We start from the raw sequence: 13,407 nt of genomic DNA, 5'->3' as shown, positions 1-13,407 counted from the left end.
GGAGGGCCGGGGCTCCCGGCGAACCGCGGGCCTACGCCCGCAGCGACTTCAGCCGGGCCACGTCGTTCGCGTGCCCCTCCTTGCCGCCCGGCGTCTCGATCACCAGCGGTACGCCGTCGGTCGCCGGATGCCCGAGCAGCTCCCGGAACGGCTCTGCGCCGATATGACCCGAGCCGATGTTCTCGTGGCGGTCCTTGTGCGCCCCCGCCACGTCCTTGGAGTCATTGGCGTGGATCAGTTGCAGCCGTCCCTCGCCGACGGTGTCCACCAGCAGGTCCAGGGTCTGCTTCATCCCGCCGGGCCCGGCCAGGTCGTGCCCGGCCGCGTAGATGTGGCAGGTGTCCAGGCAGACGCCCAGCATGGGGTGGGCGTCCAGGGCCTCGAAGTACGGGCCGAAGTCCCAGGTGCGCGAGCACAGCGAGGAGCCCTGCCCGGCGGTCGACTCCAGGAGCAGGAACGGGTCGTCGTCGTGGGTCAGTTCGTCCAGGAGCGGCAGCAGGTGCTCCCGTACCTGCGCGAGCGCCTCGGCCCGCGGCCGTCCGCCGGTCGCCGAGCCGGTGTGCACGACCACGCCGAGCGCGCCGATCTCCCGGCCCCGGCGCAGTGAGTGCCGCAGCGACTCCACCGACTTCTCCACCGTCGCCTCGGTGTGCGAACCGAAGTTGATCAGGTACGGAGCGTGTACGTACGCCGGTATCGACGCCTCGGCGCACTCGGCCCGGAACCGCTCGTCCTGGGCCGGGTTCCCGGTGGGGGTGGCCCAGCCGCGCGGGTTCGCGGCGAAGACCTGGACGGTCTCGGCGCCGATCTCGCGCGCGTAGGAGAGGCCGACCGTGGCGAGGCCGCCGGCCACGGGGACGTGGCCGCCGATGGGGTTGCGCATGGGGTGACTACCTACAGTCCCTTGGTGGTGATGGTGATGGTGGAGCCCTCGGGTGCCTGAGCGCCGGCGGCGACGGACTGGCTGGAGACCTCGTCGCTCAGGAACGGGAAGCCGCGGTCGACCTTCACCTTGAAGCCGGCCTTCTCCAGGTCCTGCTGCGCGTCCGCGGACTTCTCGCCGGTCACCTTGGGCACGGTGACCATCCGGGGGCCCTTGGACACGGTCAGGGTGACGCTGTCGCCCTTGGCGAGCCGGGCGTGCTCGGCGGCGGACTGGGCCGCCACCTTGCCCGCGTCCTGCTGCGACTCGACCTGGTCGGGCGCGACCGTGACCTTCAGCCCGGCGTCCTGGAGGGCGGTCGTGGCATCGGCCACCGAGTCGCCGACCACGTTGGGCACATCGACCGGGGCGCCCTTGCTGACGACGAGCGCGACCGCCGTGTCCGTGTGGCGCTTGATGCCCGCGGCCGGATCGGTGCGGATCACCGCGCCCTGCGCGATGTCGTCGCTGAACTCGCTGGAGGTGTCGCCCGGCGCGAAGCCCGCCTTCTGGAGCTCGTCCTTCGCCCGGTCGAGCGGCATCCCGTCGAGCTTCGGCACCTGGGCCGTCTCGGGGCCGCGCGAGATCACCAGGGTCACCGCGCCGTTGCCACGGATGCGGGCGCCGGTCGCCGGGTCGGTCGAGATGACCTGGCCCCGGTCGACGGTGTCGCTGAACTGCCGGTCGACCTTCTTGACGTCGAGTCCGGCCCCCGACAGCTTCTTCTTCGCCGTGTCCTCGGTCTGCCCGATGAGGGCCGGAACCTGGGTGAACTGGCCGGAGTTGATGTACCAGATCCCGGCCCCGACCCCGAGGATCAGGAGCAGCGCCGCCACCACCGCGACCGGGCCGCGCCGGTTGTCGAGGCGCCCGCGCAATCGGCGCGGCCCCCGCGGCTCCGGCTCGTCCTCGATCCGCTGCGGCATGATCAGGCGGCTGGTGTGGTTGACGGACGCGTCGGGCCGCAGCCGGGTCGTGCGGTGGGCGCTCTGGTCGGGCACGGCGTCGGCGGGCAGCGCGCCGGGTGCCGGGGTCGGCAGGGCGCGCGGGATCACGCTCGTCCGGTCCTCGGCACCGGACCCGCCGGCGGCGGGGCGGGCGCCCGGCGGGACCGCGTCCAGTTGCTCCTCGCCCAGGGCCGCGCGGGCCGTGAGGGTCTCCGCGAGCAGGGCCACCGCGTCGTGCGGGCGGACCTCCGGGTTGCGGGCGGTCGCGGAGGCGACCAGCTCGTCCAGCTCCAGGGCGAGGCCCGGCACGGCCGCTGAGGGCGCGGGCACCCCCTCGTGGAGGTGGGCGTAGAGGATCTGGGCAGGGGTGTCCCCGACGTGCGGCTTGGCGCCGGTCAGCATCTCGTAGAGGACCACCCCGCACGCGTACACGTCGGCGCGGGTGTCCGCGGTGCCGTGCTCGATCTGCTCGGGGGCGAGGTAGGAGACCGTGCCGAGCACCGAGCCGGTGGTGCTGGTCACCGAGTCCACCGCCCTGACCAGGCCGAAGTCGGCGACCTTGACCCGGCCGTCGTCGCCGATCAGAACGTTCTCGGGCTTCATGTCCCGGTGCACGAACCCGGCCCGGTGGGCGGCGCCGAGGGCCGCGAGGACGGGCTCCAGGATGTCGAGGGCCGCGCGCGGCTGGAGCGCGCCGCGCTCGCGCAGCACATCGCGCAGGGTGCAGCCCGCGATGTACTCCATCGCGAGGTACACGTACTGGTCCTGCGCCCCCTGGTCGAAGACGCCGACCACATTGGGGTGCGCGAGCCGGGCGACCGATTTGGCCTCCCGGATGAAGCGCTCGACGAAGGAGGCGTCGGCGGCGAGGCTCGGATGCATCACCTTGAGGGCGAGCACGCGGTCGAGGCGGGTGTCGACGGCCCGGTAGACCGTGGCCATACCGCCGACGGCGATGCGCGCGTCGACGCGGTAGCGGCCGTCGAGCACCTGCCCGACGAGGGGGTCATGAAGGGTCGTATCCACGGGGGAGAGTTTACGAGCGCCGCCCGGCCCCCTTCACGCCGCGTGCGTTCCGGGGGCCCTTCTGAAGCCGAGCTGTGACGCGGATCGAGCCGGAAGGCGGGCCGCGCGGGCCCGGAGCCGGACCTGCTCGGGACTAGAACGCGGGCCGCTCCGGGTCGAGCGCGGCCCGGCCCGCCATCGTCGAGGACGCCTCGGCGAAGTGCCGGCGCGGGATGCGGCCCGCGCGATGGGCGAGCCGGCCCGCCTCCACCGCGTGCCGCATCGCCTCGGCCATCAGGACCGGCTCCTGGGCCCGGGTCACCGCCGAGGCCAGCATCACCGCGGCGCAGCCGAGTTCCATCGCGAGTGCCACGTCGGACGCGGTGCCGGCGCCCGCGTCGAGGATCACCGGGACGTTCGCCCGGTCCACGATCAGCTCGAAGTTGTGCGGGTTGCGGATGCCGAGGCCCGAGCCGATGGGGGAGCCGAGCGGCATGATCGCCGCGCAGCCGACGTCCTCCAGCTTGCGTGCGAGGACCGGGTCGTCGTTGGTGTACGGCAGCACGGTGAACCCGTCGTCCACCAACACCTCGGCGGCGTCGAGGAGTTCGATCGGGTCGGGCAGCAGGGTGCGCTCGTCCGCGACGACCTCCAGCTTCACCCAGTGCGTACCCAGCGCCTCGCGGGCCAGGCGCGCGGTGAGCACGGCCTCGCCCGCGGTGAAGCAGCCCGCGGTGTTGGGCAGCACCCGGATGCCGAGCCGGTCCAGGACGGAGAGCACCGAGCCCTGCACGCTCGGGTCGAGGCGGCGCATCGCGACGGTGGTGAACTCGGTGCCGGAGACCGCGAGGGCGCGTTCCAGGACGTCGAGGCTCGGCGCCCCGCCGGTGCCCATGATCAGGCGGGATTCGAAGGTGGTGTCGGCGATGGACAGCAGGTCGTCGGCCATGGTCAGCCCCCCTGCACGGCGGTGAGGACCTCGACGCGGTCGCCCTCGTCGAGCGTGGTCGTCGGCCAGGCGCCGCGCGGCACGACCGTCTCGTTGACGGCGGCGGCGACCCCGGAGCGCGAGGGGGTGAGGGCGGCGACGAGGACGTCGAGGGTGGTCCCGGGGACGAGCGCGCGGGGCTCGCCGTTGACGGAGATGGTCATGCGGTCGTCAGCTCCCGAGGTGCGGAGGTGAAGCGTCGAGGGGTGAACGGGCGTGCCTCGTCGGGCAGTTCACCGGTGGTCAGGGCATGGGCCATGACATCGCCGGTGACCGCCGTGAGCAGCACCCCGTTGCGGTAGTGCCCGGTGGCGAGCAGCAGCCCGGGCAGCGCGGTCGGGCCGAGCAGCGGCGCGTTGTCGGGGGAGGCGGGACGAAGCCCGGCCCGGGTCTCGGTGAGCGGCAACTCCGTGATCCCGGGCACCAACTCATGGGCGTCGCGCAGGAGTTGGTAGACCCCGCCCGCGGTGACCGTGGTGTCCCAGCCGAGTTCCTCGCTGGTGGCGCCGACGACCAGCTCGCCGTTCTCGCGCGGTACGAGGTACACGTCGCTGCCCCGCACCACCGCCCGCACGGTCCGGGACAGGAACGGCGCGTAGGCGGGCGGCACGGTCAGGCGCAGGACCTGGCCCTTCACCGGGCGCACCGGCGGAAGGAGTTCGTCCGGTAGGCCCGCGAGACGACCGCTGAGGCTGCCCGCGGCGAGCACCACCTGGCCGGCCGCGAGCTCGGTGCCGTCCGCGAGGACGACTCCCGCCGCCCGCTCACGTACCACCGAGAGCCGCTCGGCCCAGCCGCGCTCGAAGCGCACCCCGGCCCCCGTACAGGCGGCGACCAGGGCCTTGGCCAGTCGGCGCGGGTCGACCTGGTGGTCGCCGTCCACGCGGAGCCCGCCGCGCACCCCGGGCGCGAGCATGGGCTCCAGACGCCGGCAGTCGCGCCCGGACAGCCACTCCGACTCCAGGCCGCAGCGGGCCTGGAGGGCGTGCAGCTCGCGCAGGTGGGCGCGGTCGTCGGAGTCGAGCGCCACGGCCAGGGTGCCGCAGGCGCGGTAGCCGGTGTCGAGGCCCGTGACCTCGCTGAGCTCGGCCGTGAAGGCCGGATAGCGCCGGGCGGACTCGACGTTCAGGGCGAGCAGCGTCTGCTCGCCGTAGTGGAGTTCGGTGACGGCGGCGAGCATCCCGGCCGCGACCTGGGCGGCCCCGCCGCCCGGCTCCGGATCGACCAGCGCGACGCTCATTCCGCGCTGGGCGGCCCGCCACGCCGTGACGAGCCCGATGATGCCGCCCCCGACCACGAGGACGTCGGACCCGTTCCCGGGCCCTCGCTGTGAAGAACGCATGGGCGTCCAGCCCCTCCCTTCGCCGGCATGACCCGGATCAGGTTCGTACGGTCGGAGGCCGCCCAGCCTCCCTCTCAGCCCGGTGCGTCCGGGCTCCCGCGAGTGCTTTACGCCTGCCACCATAGCCCGAGCCCCCAGCGCGCAGTAAGGGAGCGTCCGGGCGCCCGCCCCGGCCCGGCCCCTTACCTGACAAATAGTCAGCTGCTTATGGTGATCGGGTGAGCGAACAGCAGACGCAATCCGAAGCGCGGCACGTGGTCGTCGTCGGCGCGGGCATGGCCGGCGTACAGACCGCGGTGGCCCTGCGCGAACAGGGCTTCACCGGAGCCATCACCCTCATCGGCGCCGAGCCCCACCAGCCCTACGACCGGCCCCCGCTGTCCAAGGCCGTCCTGCTCGGCAAGGCCGAGGGCTCGGCCTTCGAGGTGGACTTCGAGGCACTCGGCGTCGATCTCCGCCTGGGCCTCGAAGTCACCGGGGTGCGCCCCGGCGAGCACCGCGTGGTGACCGAGGCGGGCGAGGTGGCGTACGACACCCTCGTCATCGCCACCGGCGCCGAACCGCTCACCCTGCCCGGCAGCCAGGGGGTGCCCGGCGTCCACCTCCTGCGCACCCTCGACGACGCGCGCCGGCTGCGCCCGGTCCTCGACCAGCGGCACCGGATCGTGGTGGTGGGCGCCGGGTGGATCGGCGCGGAGTTCGCGACGGCCGCGCGGGACGCGGGCTGCGAGGTCACCGTCGTGGAGGCCGCCGATCGCCCGCTGGCCGAGGTGCTCCCCGCGGCGGTCGCCGCCCCGATGACCGGCTGGTACGCCGAGTCCGGCGCCGAACTGCTCACCGGCGCCCGGGTCGAGGCGGTCGTGCCGGGCGAGGTGCTGCTCGCCGACGGGCGCCGGCTGCCGGCCGACGCGGTGGTCATCGGCATCGGTGCCCGCCCCGCGACCGGCTGGCTGACCGGCTCGGACATCGCGCTCGGCCCCGAGGGCGCGATCACCGCGGACGCCCGCCTGCGCACCTCGCTGCCCGATGTGTACGCGGTCGGCGACTGCGCCTCGTTCCCCTCGGCCCGCTTCGGCGAGCGCCTCCTGGTCCACCACTGGGACAACGCGCTCCAGGGCCCGCGCACGGTCGCCGCCGACATCGTGGGCGAGGCCCCCACCGACTACGACCCGGTCCCGTACTTCTGGTCGGAGCAGTTCGGCCGCTTCGTCCAGTACGCGGGCCACCACACCGACACGGACGAACTGATCCACCGCGGCGACCCGTCCTCGACGCCCTGGTCCGTCTGCTGGCTCAGGAACGGTGCCCTGGTGGCACTCCTCGCGGTGGGCCGCCCCCGAGACCTGGCCCAGGGCCGCAAGCTGATCGACGCGGGCGCCCGGATGGACCCGTCGAAGACGGCCGACCCGTCCATCCCGCTGAAGTCGGCAACGCTGCCGTAACGAGAACCCCCGCCCGCCCCACGGCGACTCCGGGCTCCGCCATGGGGCTCGGGGCCACCTACAGGGGCGCGGCCCGGCGTGTCCGTGGTTCCGCCATGGGGCTCGGGGCCACCTACAGGGGCGCGGGGAACGGCGCGAGCAACCCGCACGTACCCGCAGCCGAGTCCGGGCCCGCGGCCCGGCGTGACCGTGGTTCCGCCATGGGGCTCGGGGCCACCTACAGGGGCGCGGGGAACGGCGCGAGAAGCGAGCACGGTCCGCGGCCGAAAGGGGGTCAGGGGCGCGGGGAACGGCGCGAGCAACCCCGCACGGACCCGCAGCCGAGTCCGGGCCCGCGGCCGAACCGAATGAAGCCCCTCCGGCGCTTGAGGAGCGGGGGCCCGGGGGCAGCGCCCCCGGAATGGAGCTCGGGGGCACAGCCCCGGAGGGGGCCCGGGGCACAGCCCCGGAAGGGGGCCTGGGGGCGCCGCCCCCAGGAAGGGGCACGGGGGCACAGCCCCCGAGGGGTCACCCCGGTACCGAGTGCCCGTGCGAGGTGGCACGCTTGGACCGTGACCGAGATTGACGCAAAGATTGATGCTCTCGTCCCCGCCTGGCTCCACCTCCCCGACATCGCGGAGATGCTGGACGTGGAGGTGACGCGCGTACGGCAGCTGGTCAAGGAGGGCCAGCTCATCGCCGTGCGCCGCGGTGAGAACAGGGCGCTCCAGGTGCCCGCCGCCTTCATCGACACCGACAAGGTGGTGAAGGGCCTGACCGGGACGCTGACGCTGCTGAGGGACGACGGCTTCTCCGACGAGGAGATGCTGGAGTGGCTGTTCACTCCGGACCCGACGCTCCCCGGCACCCCCGCCGAGGCCCTCAGCGAGAATCGCGGCACGGAGGTGAAGCGCCGCGCCCAGGCGCTCGCTCTCTGAGCCGAGCCCACCCGACAGTGCCGCGAGCCGCGCGGTGTACGGTCCGGTCCACCCGGCCGTACACCGCGCGGCCCGGCCGAAGACGAACACAACGGGGGACCTTCCATGCCCACGGCCCGTGAGCAGCTCGCCGACGCCCGGCTCTACCTGTGCACCGACGCGCGCAAGCGCCAGGGCGATCTGCCCGCCTTCCTGGACGCCGTCCTGGCCTCCGGCGTGGACATCGTGCAGCTGCGCGACAAGGGCATGGAGGCCGCCGAGGAACTGGAACACCTGGCCGTCCTGGCCGATGCCTGCCGCCGGCACGGCAAGCTGCTCGCGGTCAACGACCGCGCCGACGTGGCGCACGCCATCGGCGCCGATGTGCTGCACCTGGGCCAGGGAGACCTGCCGGTGCCCGCCGCCCGCGCGATCCTGGGCGAAGGCGTCCTGATCGGCCGCTCCACGCACGCCGGGGCGGAGGCCGCCGCGGCCGCCGTCGAGCCCGGCGTGGACTACTTCTGCACCGGCCCCTGCTGGCCCACCCCCACCAAGCCCGGCCGCCACGCGCCGGGCCTCGACCTGGTGCGTCACACCGCCTCGCTCGCGCCGGACCGGCCCTGGTTCGCGATCGGCGGGATCGACGCGGCCAACCTGGACGAGGTCCTGGACGCGGGCGCGGACCGGGTCGTCGTGGTGCGGGCGATCACCGAGGCCGACGACCCGGCCGCGGCCGCCGCCGACCTGGCCAAGCGCGTCCGGGAGCGCCTCGGCGCCCGCTGAGTGGCCTGCGGGCGACCGCCGGGGGGCCACTGGGGGGCCGCCGGGAGGCCCGCCGTCCGAGGGGTGGACAGAAGTCCGGCAATTGAGACAATTCGCCCGCGCGTGGTTGGGGTGCCGGGCCCCCGTGGCTAACCTGCCAGTATGGCCCTAGGCACTGCTTCCACCAGGACTGATCGCGCACGCACCGTGCGCGACATGCTCGCGACCGGCGAGACCACGTATTCCTTCGAGTTCTACGCGCCCAAGACGGAGAAGGGCGAGCGGAACCTCTGGAACGCGTTGCGTCGGGTCGAGGCGGTAGCCCCCGACTTCGTCTCCGTCACGTACGGCGCCGGCGGCACCACCCGCAGCGGAACCGTCGAGGCCACCCAGCAGATCACCGAGGACACCACCCTCACGCCGGTCGCCCACCTCACCGCCGTCGGACACTCGGTCGCCGAGCTGCGCCACACGGTCGGGCAGTACGCCGACGCCGGGATCCGCAACATCCTCGCGGTGCGCGGCGACCCGAAGGGCGACCCGATGGGCGAGTGGGTCAAGCACCCCGAGGGCGTGACGTACGCGGCCGAACTGGTCTCGCTGATCCGGGAGTCGGGCGACTTCTGCGTCGGCGTCGCGGCCTTCCCCGAGATGCACCCCCGCTCCACGGACTGGGATTCCGACATCCGTAACTTCGTGGACAAATGCCGGGCCGGTGCCGACTACGCCATCACGCAGATGTTCTTCGAGCCCGAGAACTATTCCCGGCTGCGCGACCGGGTCGCGGCGGCCGGCTGCGAGACCCCGATCATCCCCGAGGTCATGCCCGTGACCAGCGTGAAGCAGCTGGAGCGACTGCCCCAGCTCAGCAACGCGGTCTTCCCGGCGGACCTCCGGGACCGGATGCTTGCGGTCAAGGACGACCCGGCCGCTGTACGCTCCATGGGCATCGAGTTCGCCACCGAGTTCTGCTCGCGGCTGCTCGCCGATGGCGTTCCCGGGTTGCACTTCATTACCCTCAACAACTCCACGGCGACGCTCGAAATCTACGAGAATCTCGGCCTGCACCAGCAGGCGTAGCCGGAAACCGGTACCCGGGTCAGGGGACAGCTGTACCCGGGGCAGGAGAATGAGGGGCGTACATGGGCTGGACGGTCCTCTACATCGCGTTCGGAATCGTCGCGCTGTGGCTGCTCGGCGAGGTGCTGTTGCAGTACAAGGCGCGACTGCGCTGGCGGCTGCTCGCCTTCACCGGCTTCCTCGGCGTGGTCGTCGGCGTCCTCGTCCCGTCCGTCTTCGTGATCATCCTGGGCGCGATCGCCTTCGCCGTCGGGCAGGCTTACGTGACCCTGTCCTTCCGCAAGGGCTTCTCCACCGGGTGGGCGATCGGGGGCCGGCCCGGCGCGAGCCGCCGCCGCAGGGCGGGCCGCCGGGGCGCCCCCGAGGCGGAGCCGGTCCTGGAGGTCTCGGACCTCCAGTACGAGGAGGTCACCGAGGCGGCCCCCCTGGACGCCAACGACCTCGCGGCGCACCCCGGTTCGGTCTACGAGCCGCTGCCGATGCCCGACGACACCGGCCAGTACGGCGTCTACGGCGCCGCCCAGCAGGCCGAGGCGCAGCCCCAGTACGGCGCGTACGACCCGCAGCAGCCGTACGCCGATCCGTACGCCCCGCAGTACGACGAGACCGGCGCCGGGCAGCAGCAGTACGCCGCCTACTCGGACCCGTACATCGGCAACGGCGGCCAGGCATACGGCGCTTACACCGGCTACGACAGCTTCGGCGGCCAGCAGTCCTACCCCGACCCGCTCGCCGCGCAGTACGGGACGGACACCCCGCCCGGTGGCGTCTGGGTGCCTCAGCAGCGCGACGGCGAGTACCTGCCCTACGAGCAGCAGCAGGCCCAGCCGCCGTACGACCCGAACCACGCGAGCCGGCAGAACGACCAGCAGAACCACCCGGACGTGCCGCAGCACCCGGAGCAACAGCCCTACCGCTACTGAGCGTTGCCCGCCCGGGGCCGGGGCTCACTGCGAGCCCCGGAAGCCGTCCCCCTCCACGATCAGGCCGGCCACGAGCGCGCCCGACATGCCGGTGTGCGCGAGCCCGCCGCCCGGGTGCGCCCAGCCGCCCGCGAGGTGGAGCCCCGGCAGGGCGGTGGTGTTGGAGGGGTGCAGGAACGCGGCCCCGGCCCCGGCCAGCGAGGGCGCGGGCACCGAGCCGCCCTCGGCGCCGGTGGCCTCCGCGAGGTGCGCCGGGGTGCGGGACTCGTGCCAGAGAAGGCGCTCACGCAGATCGGGCACCGCCCGTTCGGCGGCCGCGATCAGTTCGTCGGTGCGGCGCCGCACCAGGGTCTCGTCCGTCCAGTCGACCGGGCCGTGCGGGGCGACCGTCGCCGTCAGGGTCAGCGCCTCGTGGTCGTCGTCGGGCCGCACCGCCGGGTCGTCGGGGCGCAGCACGGTGACCGTGGGCGGCTCGATGCCCAGGCCCGTGAGGGCCGCGCGGGCCTCGGCCGAGGCGTCCGGCGAGTGCACCACCGTGCGGTGCGCGGCGCCGGCCGGGCGGGCGCCGCGCAGCGCGAGCAGCACCGTGAACCGGCCCGGCCGCACCTCGGCGGCCGGACGCACCGTGCCCGCCTGCCACAACTCCCGTCCGGGCAGCATCCGTTCGAGCCCGCGCGGATCGGCGCCGCACACCACGTGGTCCGCCTCCGCCACCGTGCCGTCGGCCAGCTCCACCCCGGCGGCCCGGCCGTCCTTCTCGACGACCCGCCGCACCTCGGCGCCGAAGACGAACGCGACCTTGCGGGCCAGACACCGCTCGTGCACCGCACGCGCCAGCTCCCGCATGCCGCCGCGCACATACCAACTGCCGAAGGTCTGCTCCATGTACGGCAGCACGGCCGCGGCGGCCGGGGCCGTCCGCGGATCGAGGCCGTACTCCAGGGCGTAGCCCTCCAGGAGCGCGCCGAGCCGGCCGCCGCCCAGTTCCCACGCGGCGACCTCGCCGAGCGTGGCCGCCTGCCGGGGCGCGCGAAGCAGCCTGCGCTGCTTGGGCGCGGGGTAGGGCTCGCGGGCCAGCACGTCCCAGTTGGGCCACAGCGGCTCCTCCAGGAGGGGCCGGCGCGTACGGTCCCAGGCCTCGCGGGCGCGGATCAGGAAGGCTCCCCAGCGCTCGCCCGCGCCCTCGCCCAAGGCGTCGTCCAGCGCGGACATCACGCCCGCGCGCGAGGCGTTGGGCAGGGTGACCTCGCTGCCGTCGGCGAAGACGTGGCGCGCGGCCGGGTCGACCGGGGCCAGCTCGACGACGCTCTCCAGCGGCTCCTTGCCGGTCTTCACGAACAGGTCGCGGTAGACGGCGGGCAGCCGCAGCAGACCGGGGCCGGTGTCGAACACGAAACCGTCCCGCTCGAACCGTCCCAGTGCGCCGCCGTACGTCGACGAGCGCTCGTACACCGTCACCCGGTGGCCTGCCACGGCCAGCCGGGCAGCAGCCGCCATGGCGCCCACACCGGCGCCGATCACCGCAATCCGTGCCATGCCGGCGACTTTATCCGCCGCCACTGACACCTCACTCCGGCGGGCGCGGAACCCCCGCCGCCGCCAGCCGCTTCTCCTCCCGGCGCTGCGCCCTGCGCCGCCGGAAGCGGCGGATCTTCCGCCACAGGACGACCAGTGTCACGAGGCCGATGAGCAGCAGGGTGCCCGCGATCACGGCCGCCGCGAGCGGATGGAAGATCGCGAAGCTTATGATCCCGGCGACTCCCAGGTCCTCGGCCGTGCTCAGCGCGATGTTGCTGAACGGCTCGGGCGAGGTGTTCACCGCCATCCGCGTCCCGGCCTTGACGAGATGGCTCAGCAGCGCCGTCGAACCGCCCACGGCCCCGGCCGCGAGGTCCGGCAGCGATCCGTTCTGCCCGGCGAGCAGCGCCCCGACGACCGCGCCCGCGATCGGCCGGATCACCGTGTGCACGGAGTCCCAGACCGAGTCGACGTACGGGATCTTGTCGGCGACCGCCTCGCAGAGGAACAGCACGCCGGCCGCGATCAGGACGTCGGGCCGCTCAAGGGCGGCGGGCACCTGGTCGCTGAGGCCGGTGGCGCCGAAGAGGCCGAGCAGCAGGACCACCGCGTACGCGTTGACCCCGCTCGCCCAGCCGCTGGTGAACACGAGGGGGAGTACGGACACGGTCGCGATGTTAGCCAGCTCGGGGCGTCCCCGAATGAGCTTGGGCGCGGACGTCTGAGTATCCGTACTCAGGAGGTGAGATGAGTACCCGAGCGGATGGGCTCCCACCTGCGGGGACGGGAAGGTGGAGGCCACGGAAGGGGCGCGGCGCCGGTACCGCCGACACGGGGTGGCGGAACCGGCGCGGCTCCCCGGACGTGATGAGGTACGGGGGGACGTACGGGGGAAGCGCCGGGCCGGTGCGGTTCATGGGGGAATGAGCCGCACCGGCCCGGCGTGCTGTCGTCTCCGGCCCTGCCGCTAGCGCCCGCTGACCCGGCCGTGCAGCAGCCTGGAGAGCGCCGCGTGGACGTCGTCGAGGGAGCGTTCGCTCTGGAAGGCCTGCCAGTCCAGGGCGGCCACCAGGACCATCCCGACCAGGGCCGCGGCCGTGAGCGGGATGTCGATCTCCTCGCTCAGCTCGCCCGCGCCGACCGCGTCCCGCAGCACCCTCTCCACGACGGCGACCGCCTCGCGGCGCACCACCAGGAGAGTGGACTGCCAGGCGCGGTTGGTGCGCCACAGCTCGGCCACGTAGAGCTGGGTGAAGGCGGGGTAGCGGTGGATGAAGTCCAGACCGGCCCGGATCATCGCGTCCAGGGCCTCGACCTTGGTGCCGCCGCGCTCGTCGGTCTCGTCCGCGGCCGCCTGCAAGGACGCGGTCAGCAGACCCACGCCGTGCCGCAGCAGCTCCTCGAACAGCTCGGTCTTGCTCTTGAAGTTGTAGTAGACCGTGCCCTTGGCGACCCCGGCCCGCTCGGCGATCTCGTCGACCGTGGTGGCCGAGAAGCCCTGCTCGGCGATGAGCGTCACGGCGGCCTCGTACAGCTTCTGCCGGGTCGCCTGCCGTCTGGTGCTGCTGCTCTCCATGGCGTC

13 protein-coding genes and 1 riboswitch are annotated in these 13,407 nt (G+C 73.6%); of the genes, 5 read left to right on the top strand and 8 right to left on the bottom strand.

Annotated elements, in window-relative coordinates; all coding sequences use genetic code 11:
• Window positions 1-31 precede the first annotated feature (31 nt).
• The 5 genes from ACFYNP_RS32045 to thiO form a co-directional block, all read right to left on the bottom strand.
• On the bottom strand, window positions 32-883 hold the full coding sequence (locus ACFYNP_RS32045) for a deoxyribonuclease IV (RefSeq protein WP_388790440.1): 852 nt from the start codon (window positions 881-883) through the stop codon (window positions 32-34).
• A gap of 11 nt (window positions 884-894) precedes the next feature.
• Window positions 895-2,895: a Stk1 family PASTA domain-containing Ser/Thr kinase gene (gene pknB, locus ACFYNP_RS32040; protein ID WP_388790437.1), complete on the bottom strand. Its 2,001-nt coding sequence runs from the start codon at window positions 2,893-2,895 to the stop codon at window positions 895-897.
• Window positions 2,896-3,028: 133 nt separating this feature from the next.
• The gene (locus ACFYNP_RS32035) at window positions 3,029-3,823 is read right to left on the bottom strand and encodes a thiazole synthase (RefSeq protein WP_388790434.1); all 795 of its coding nucleotides are present in this window, start codon (window positions 3,821-3,823) and stop codon (window positions 3,029-3,031) included.
• Window positions 3,824-3,825: 2 nt separating this feature from the next.
• Window positions 3,826-4,026 carry a sulfur carrier protein ThiS gene (gene thiS / locus ACFYNP_RS32030; protein WP_388415065.1) on the bottom strand — a complete coding sequence of 67 codons (201 nt, stop codon included), beginning with the start codon at window positions 4,024-4,026 and terminating at the stop codon, window positions 3,826-3,828.
• Window positions 4,023-5,204 carry a glycine oxidase ThiO gene (gene thiO / locus ACFYNP_RS32025; RefSeq protein WP_388790431.1) on the bottom strand — a complete coding sequence of 394 codons (1,182 nt, stop codon included), beginning with the start codon at window positions 5,202-5,204 and terminating at the stop codon, window positions 4,023-4,025. The genes thiS and thiO overlap by 4 nt, the downstream gene beginning before the upstream one ends.
• Window positions 5,202-5,314, bottom strand: a riboswitch (TPP riboswitch). (Overlaps the previous gene by 3 nt.)
• A gap of 165 nt (window positions 5,315-5,479) precedes the next feature.
• Between thiO and ACFYNP_RS32020 the strand changes: the two genes are divergently transcribed.
• The 5 genes from ACFYNP_RS32020 to ACFYNP_RS32000 all read left to right on the top strand — a co-directional run bounded on the left by ACFYNP_RS32020 (window position 5,480) and on the right by ACFYNP_RS32000 (window position 10,307).
• Complete coding sequence (locus ACFYNP_RS32020) at window positions 5,480-6,646, top strand: NAD(P)/FAD-dependent oxidoreductase (RefSeq protein WP_388790480.1); 1,167 nt, start codon at window positions 5,480-5,482, stop codon at window positions 6,644-6,646.
• A 551-nt stretch (window positions 6,647-7,197) separates the two neighbouring features.
• Window positions 7,198-7,563 (top strand): Rv2175c family DNA-binding protein, encoded by a 366-nt coding sequence (locus ACFYNP_RS32015; protein WP_100574608.1) that lies wholly within the window; start codon window positions 7,198-7,200, stop codon window positions 7,561-7,563.
• 105 nt (window positions 7,564-7,668) lie between these two features.
• Window positions 7,669-8,325, top strand: coding sequence for a thiamine phosphate synthase (thiE, locus tag ACFYNP_RS32010; RefSeq protein ID WP_388415072.1), 657 nt, complete (start codon window positions 7,669-7,671; stop codon window positions 8,323-8,325).
• Window positions 8,326-8,466: 141 nt separating this feature from the next.
• On the top strand, window positions 8,467-9,384 hold the full coding sequence (gene metF / locus ACFYNP_RS32005; RefSeq protein WP_388790428.1) for a methylenetetrahydrofolate reductase [NAD(P)H]: 918 nt from the start codon (window positions 8,467-8,469) through the stop codon (window positions 9,382-9,384).
• A gap of 62 nt (window positions 9,385-9,446) precedes the next feature.
• Window positions 9,447-10,307 carry a hypothetical protein gene (locus tag ACFYNP_RS32000; RefSeq protein ID WP_388790426.1) on the top strand — a complete coding sequence of 287 codons (861 nt, stop codon included), beginning with the start codon at window positions 9,447-9,449 and terminating at the stop codon, window positions 10,305-10,307.
• Between the two features lie 24 nt (window positions 10,308-10,331).
• Here ACFYNP_RS32000 and ACFYNP_RS31995 read toward each other — a convergent pair whose 3' ends face one another.
• The 3 genes from ACFYNP_RS31995 to ACFYNP_RS31985 all read right to left on the bottom strand — a co-directional run bounded on the left by ACFYNP_RS31995 (window position 10,332) and on the right by ACFYNP_RS31985 (window position 13,401).
• Window positions 10,332-11,843 carry a phytoene desaturase family protein gene (locus ACFYNP_RS31995; protein ID WP_388790424.1) on the bottom strand — a complete coding sequence of 504 codons (1,512 nt, stop codon included), beginning with the start codon at window positions 11,841-11,843 and terminating at the stop codon, window positions 10,332-10,334.
• Between the two features lie 31 nt (window positions 11,844-11,874).
• A complete protein-coding gene (locus tag ACFYNP_RS31990) occupies window positions 11,875-12,492 on the bottom strand; it encodes a DUF4126 domain-containing protein (protein WP_388790422.1) in 618 nt (205 codons plus the stop codon).
• Between the two features lie 300 nt (window positions 12,493-12,792).
• Complete coding sequence (locus tag ACFYNP_RS31985) at window positions 12,793-13,401, bottom strand: TetR/AcrR family transcriptional regulator (RefSeq protein WP_388415085.1); 609 nt, start codon at window positions 13,399-13,401, stop codon at window positions 12,793-12,795.
• Window positions 13,402-13,407 lie beyond the last annotated feature (6 nt).

Source organism: Streptomyces sp. NPDC006691, assembly GCF_042869955.1.
Taxonomy (GTDB): Bacteria; Actinomycetota; Actinomycetes; order Streptomycetales; family Streptomycetaceae; genus Streptomyces.
This window is presented reverse-complemented; position numbering and strand designations above follow the sequence as displayed.

Bases quoted from the DNA above. Each gene is read 5' to 3' on its own strand.
- metF (WP_388790428.1), top strand. From the start codon at position 8,467: ATGGCCCTAGGCACTGCTTCCACCAGGACTGATCGCGCACGCACCGTG.
- ACFYNP_RS32020 (WP_388790480.1), top strand. From the start codon at position 5,480: ATGGCCGGCGTACAGACCGCGGTGGCCCTGCGCGAACAGGGCTTCACC.
- ACFYNP_RS31985 (WP_388415085.1), bottom strand. From the start codon at position 13,401: ATGGAGAGCAGCAGCACCAGACGGCAGGCGACCCGGCAGAAGCTGTAC.
- ACFYNP_RS32045 (WP_388790440.1), bottom strand. From the start codon at position 883: ATGCGCAACCCCATCGGCGGCCACGTCCCCGTGGCCGGCGGCCTCGCC.
- thiO (WP_388790431.1), bottom strand. From the start codon at position 5,204: ATGCGTTCTTCACAGCGAGGGCCCGGGAACGGGTCCGACGTCCTCGTG.
- ACFYNP_RS32035 (WP_388790434.1), bottom strand. From the start codon at position 3,823: ATGGCCGACGACCTGCTGTCCATCGCCGACACCACCTTCGAATCCCGC.
- thiS (WP_388415065.1), bottom strand. From the start codon at position 4,026: ATGACCATCTCCGTCAACGGCGAGCCCCGCGCGCTCGTCCCCGGGACC.
- thiE (WP_388415072.1), top strand. From the start codon at position 7,669: ATGCCCACGGCCCGTGAGCAGCTCGCCGACGCCCGGCTCTACCTGTGC.
- ACFYNP_RS32000 (WP_388790426.1), top strand. From the start codon at position 9,447: ATGGGCTGGACGGTCCTCTACATCGCGTTCGGAATCGTCGCGCTGTGG.
- ACFYNP_RS31995 (WP_388790424.1), bottom strand. From the start codon at position 11,843: ATGGCACGGATTGCGGTGATCGGCGCCGGTGTGGGCGCCATGGCGGCT.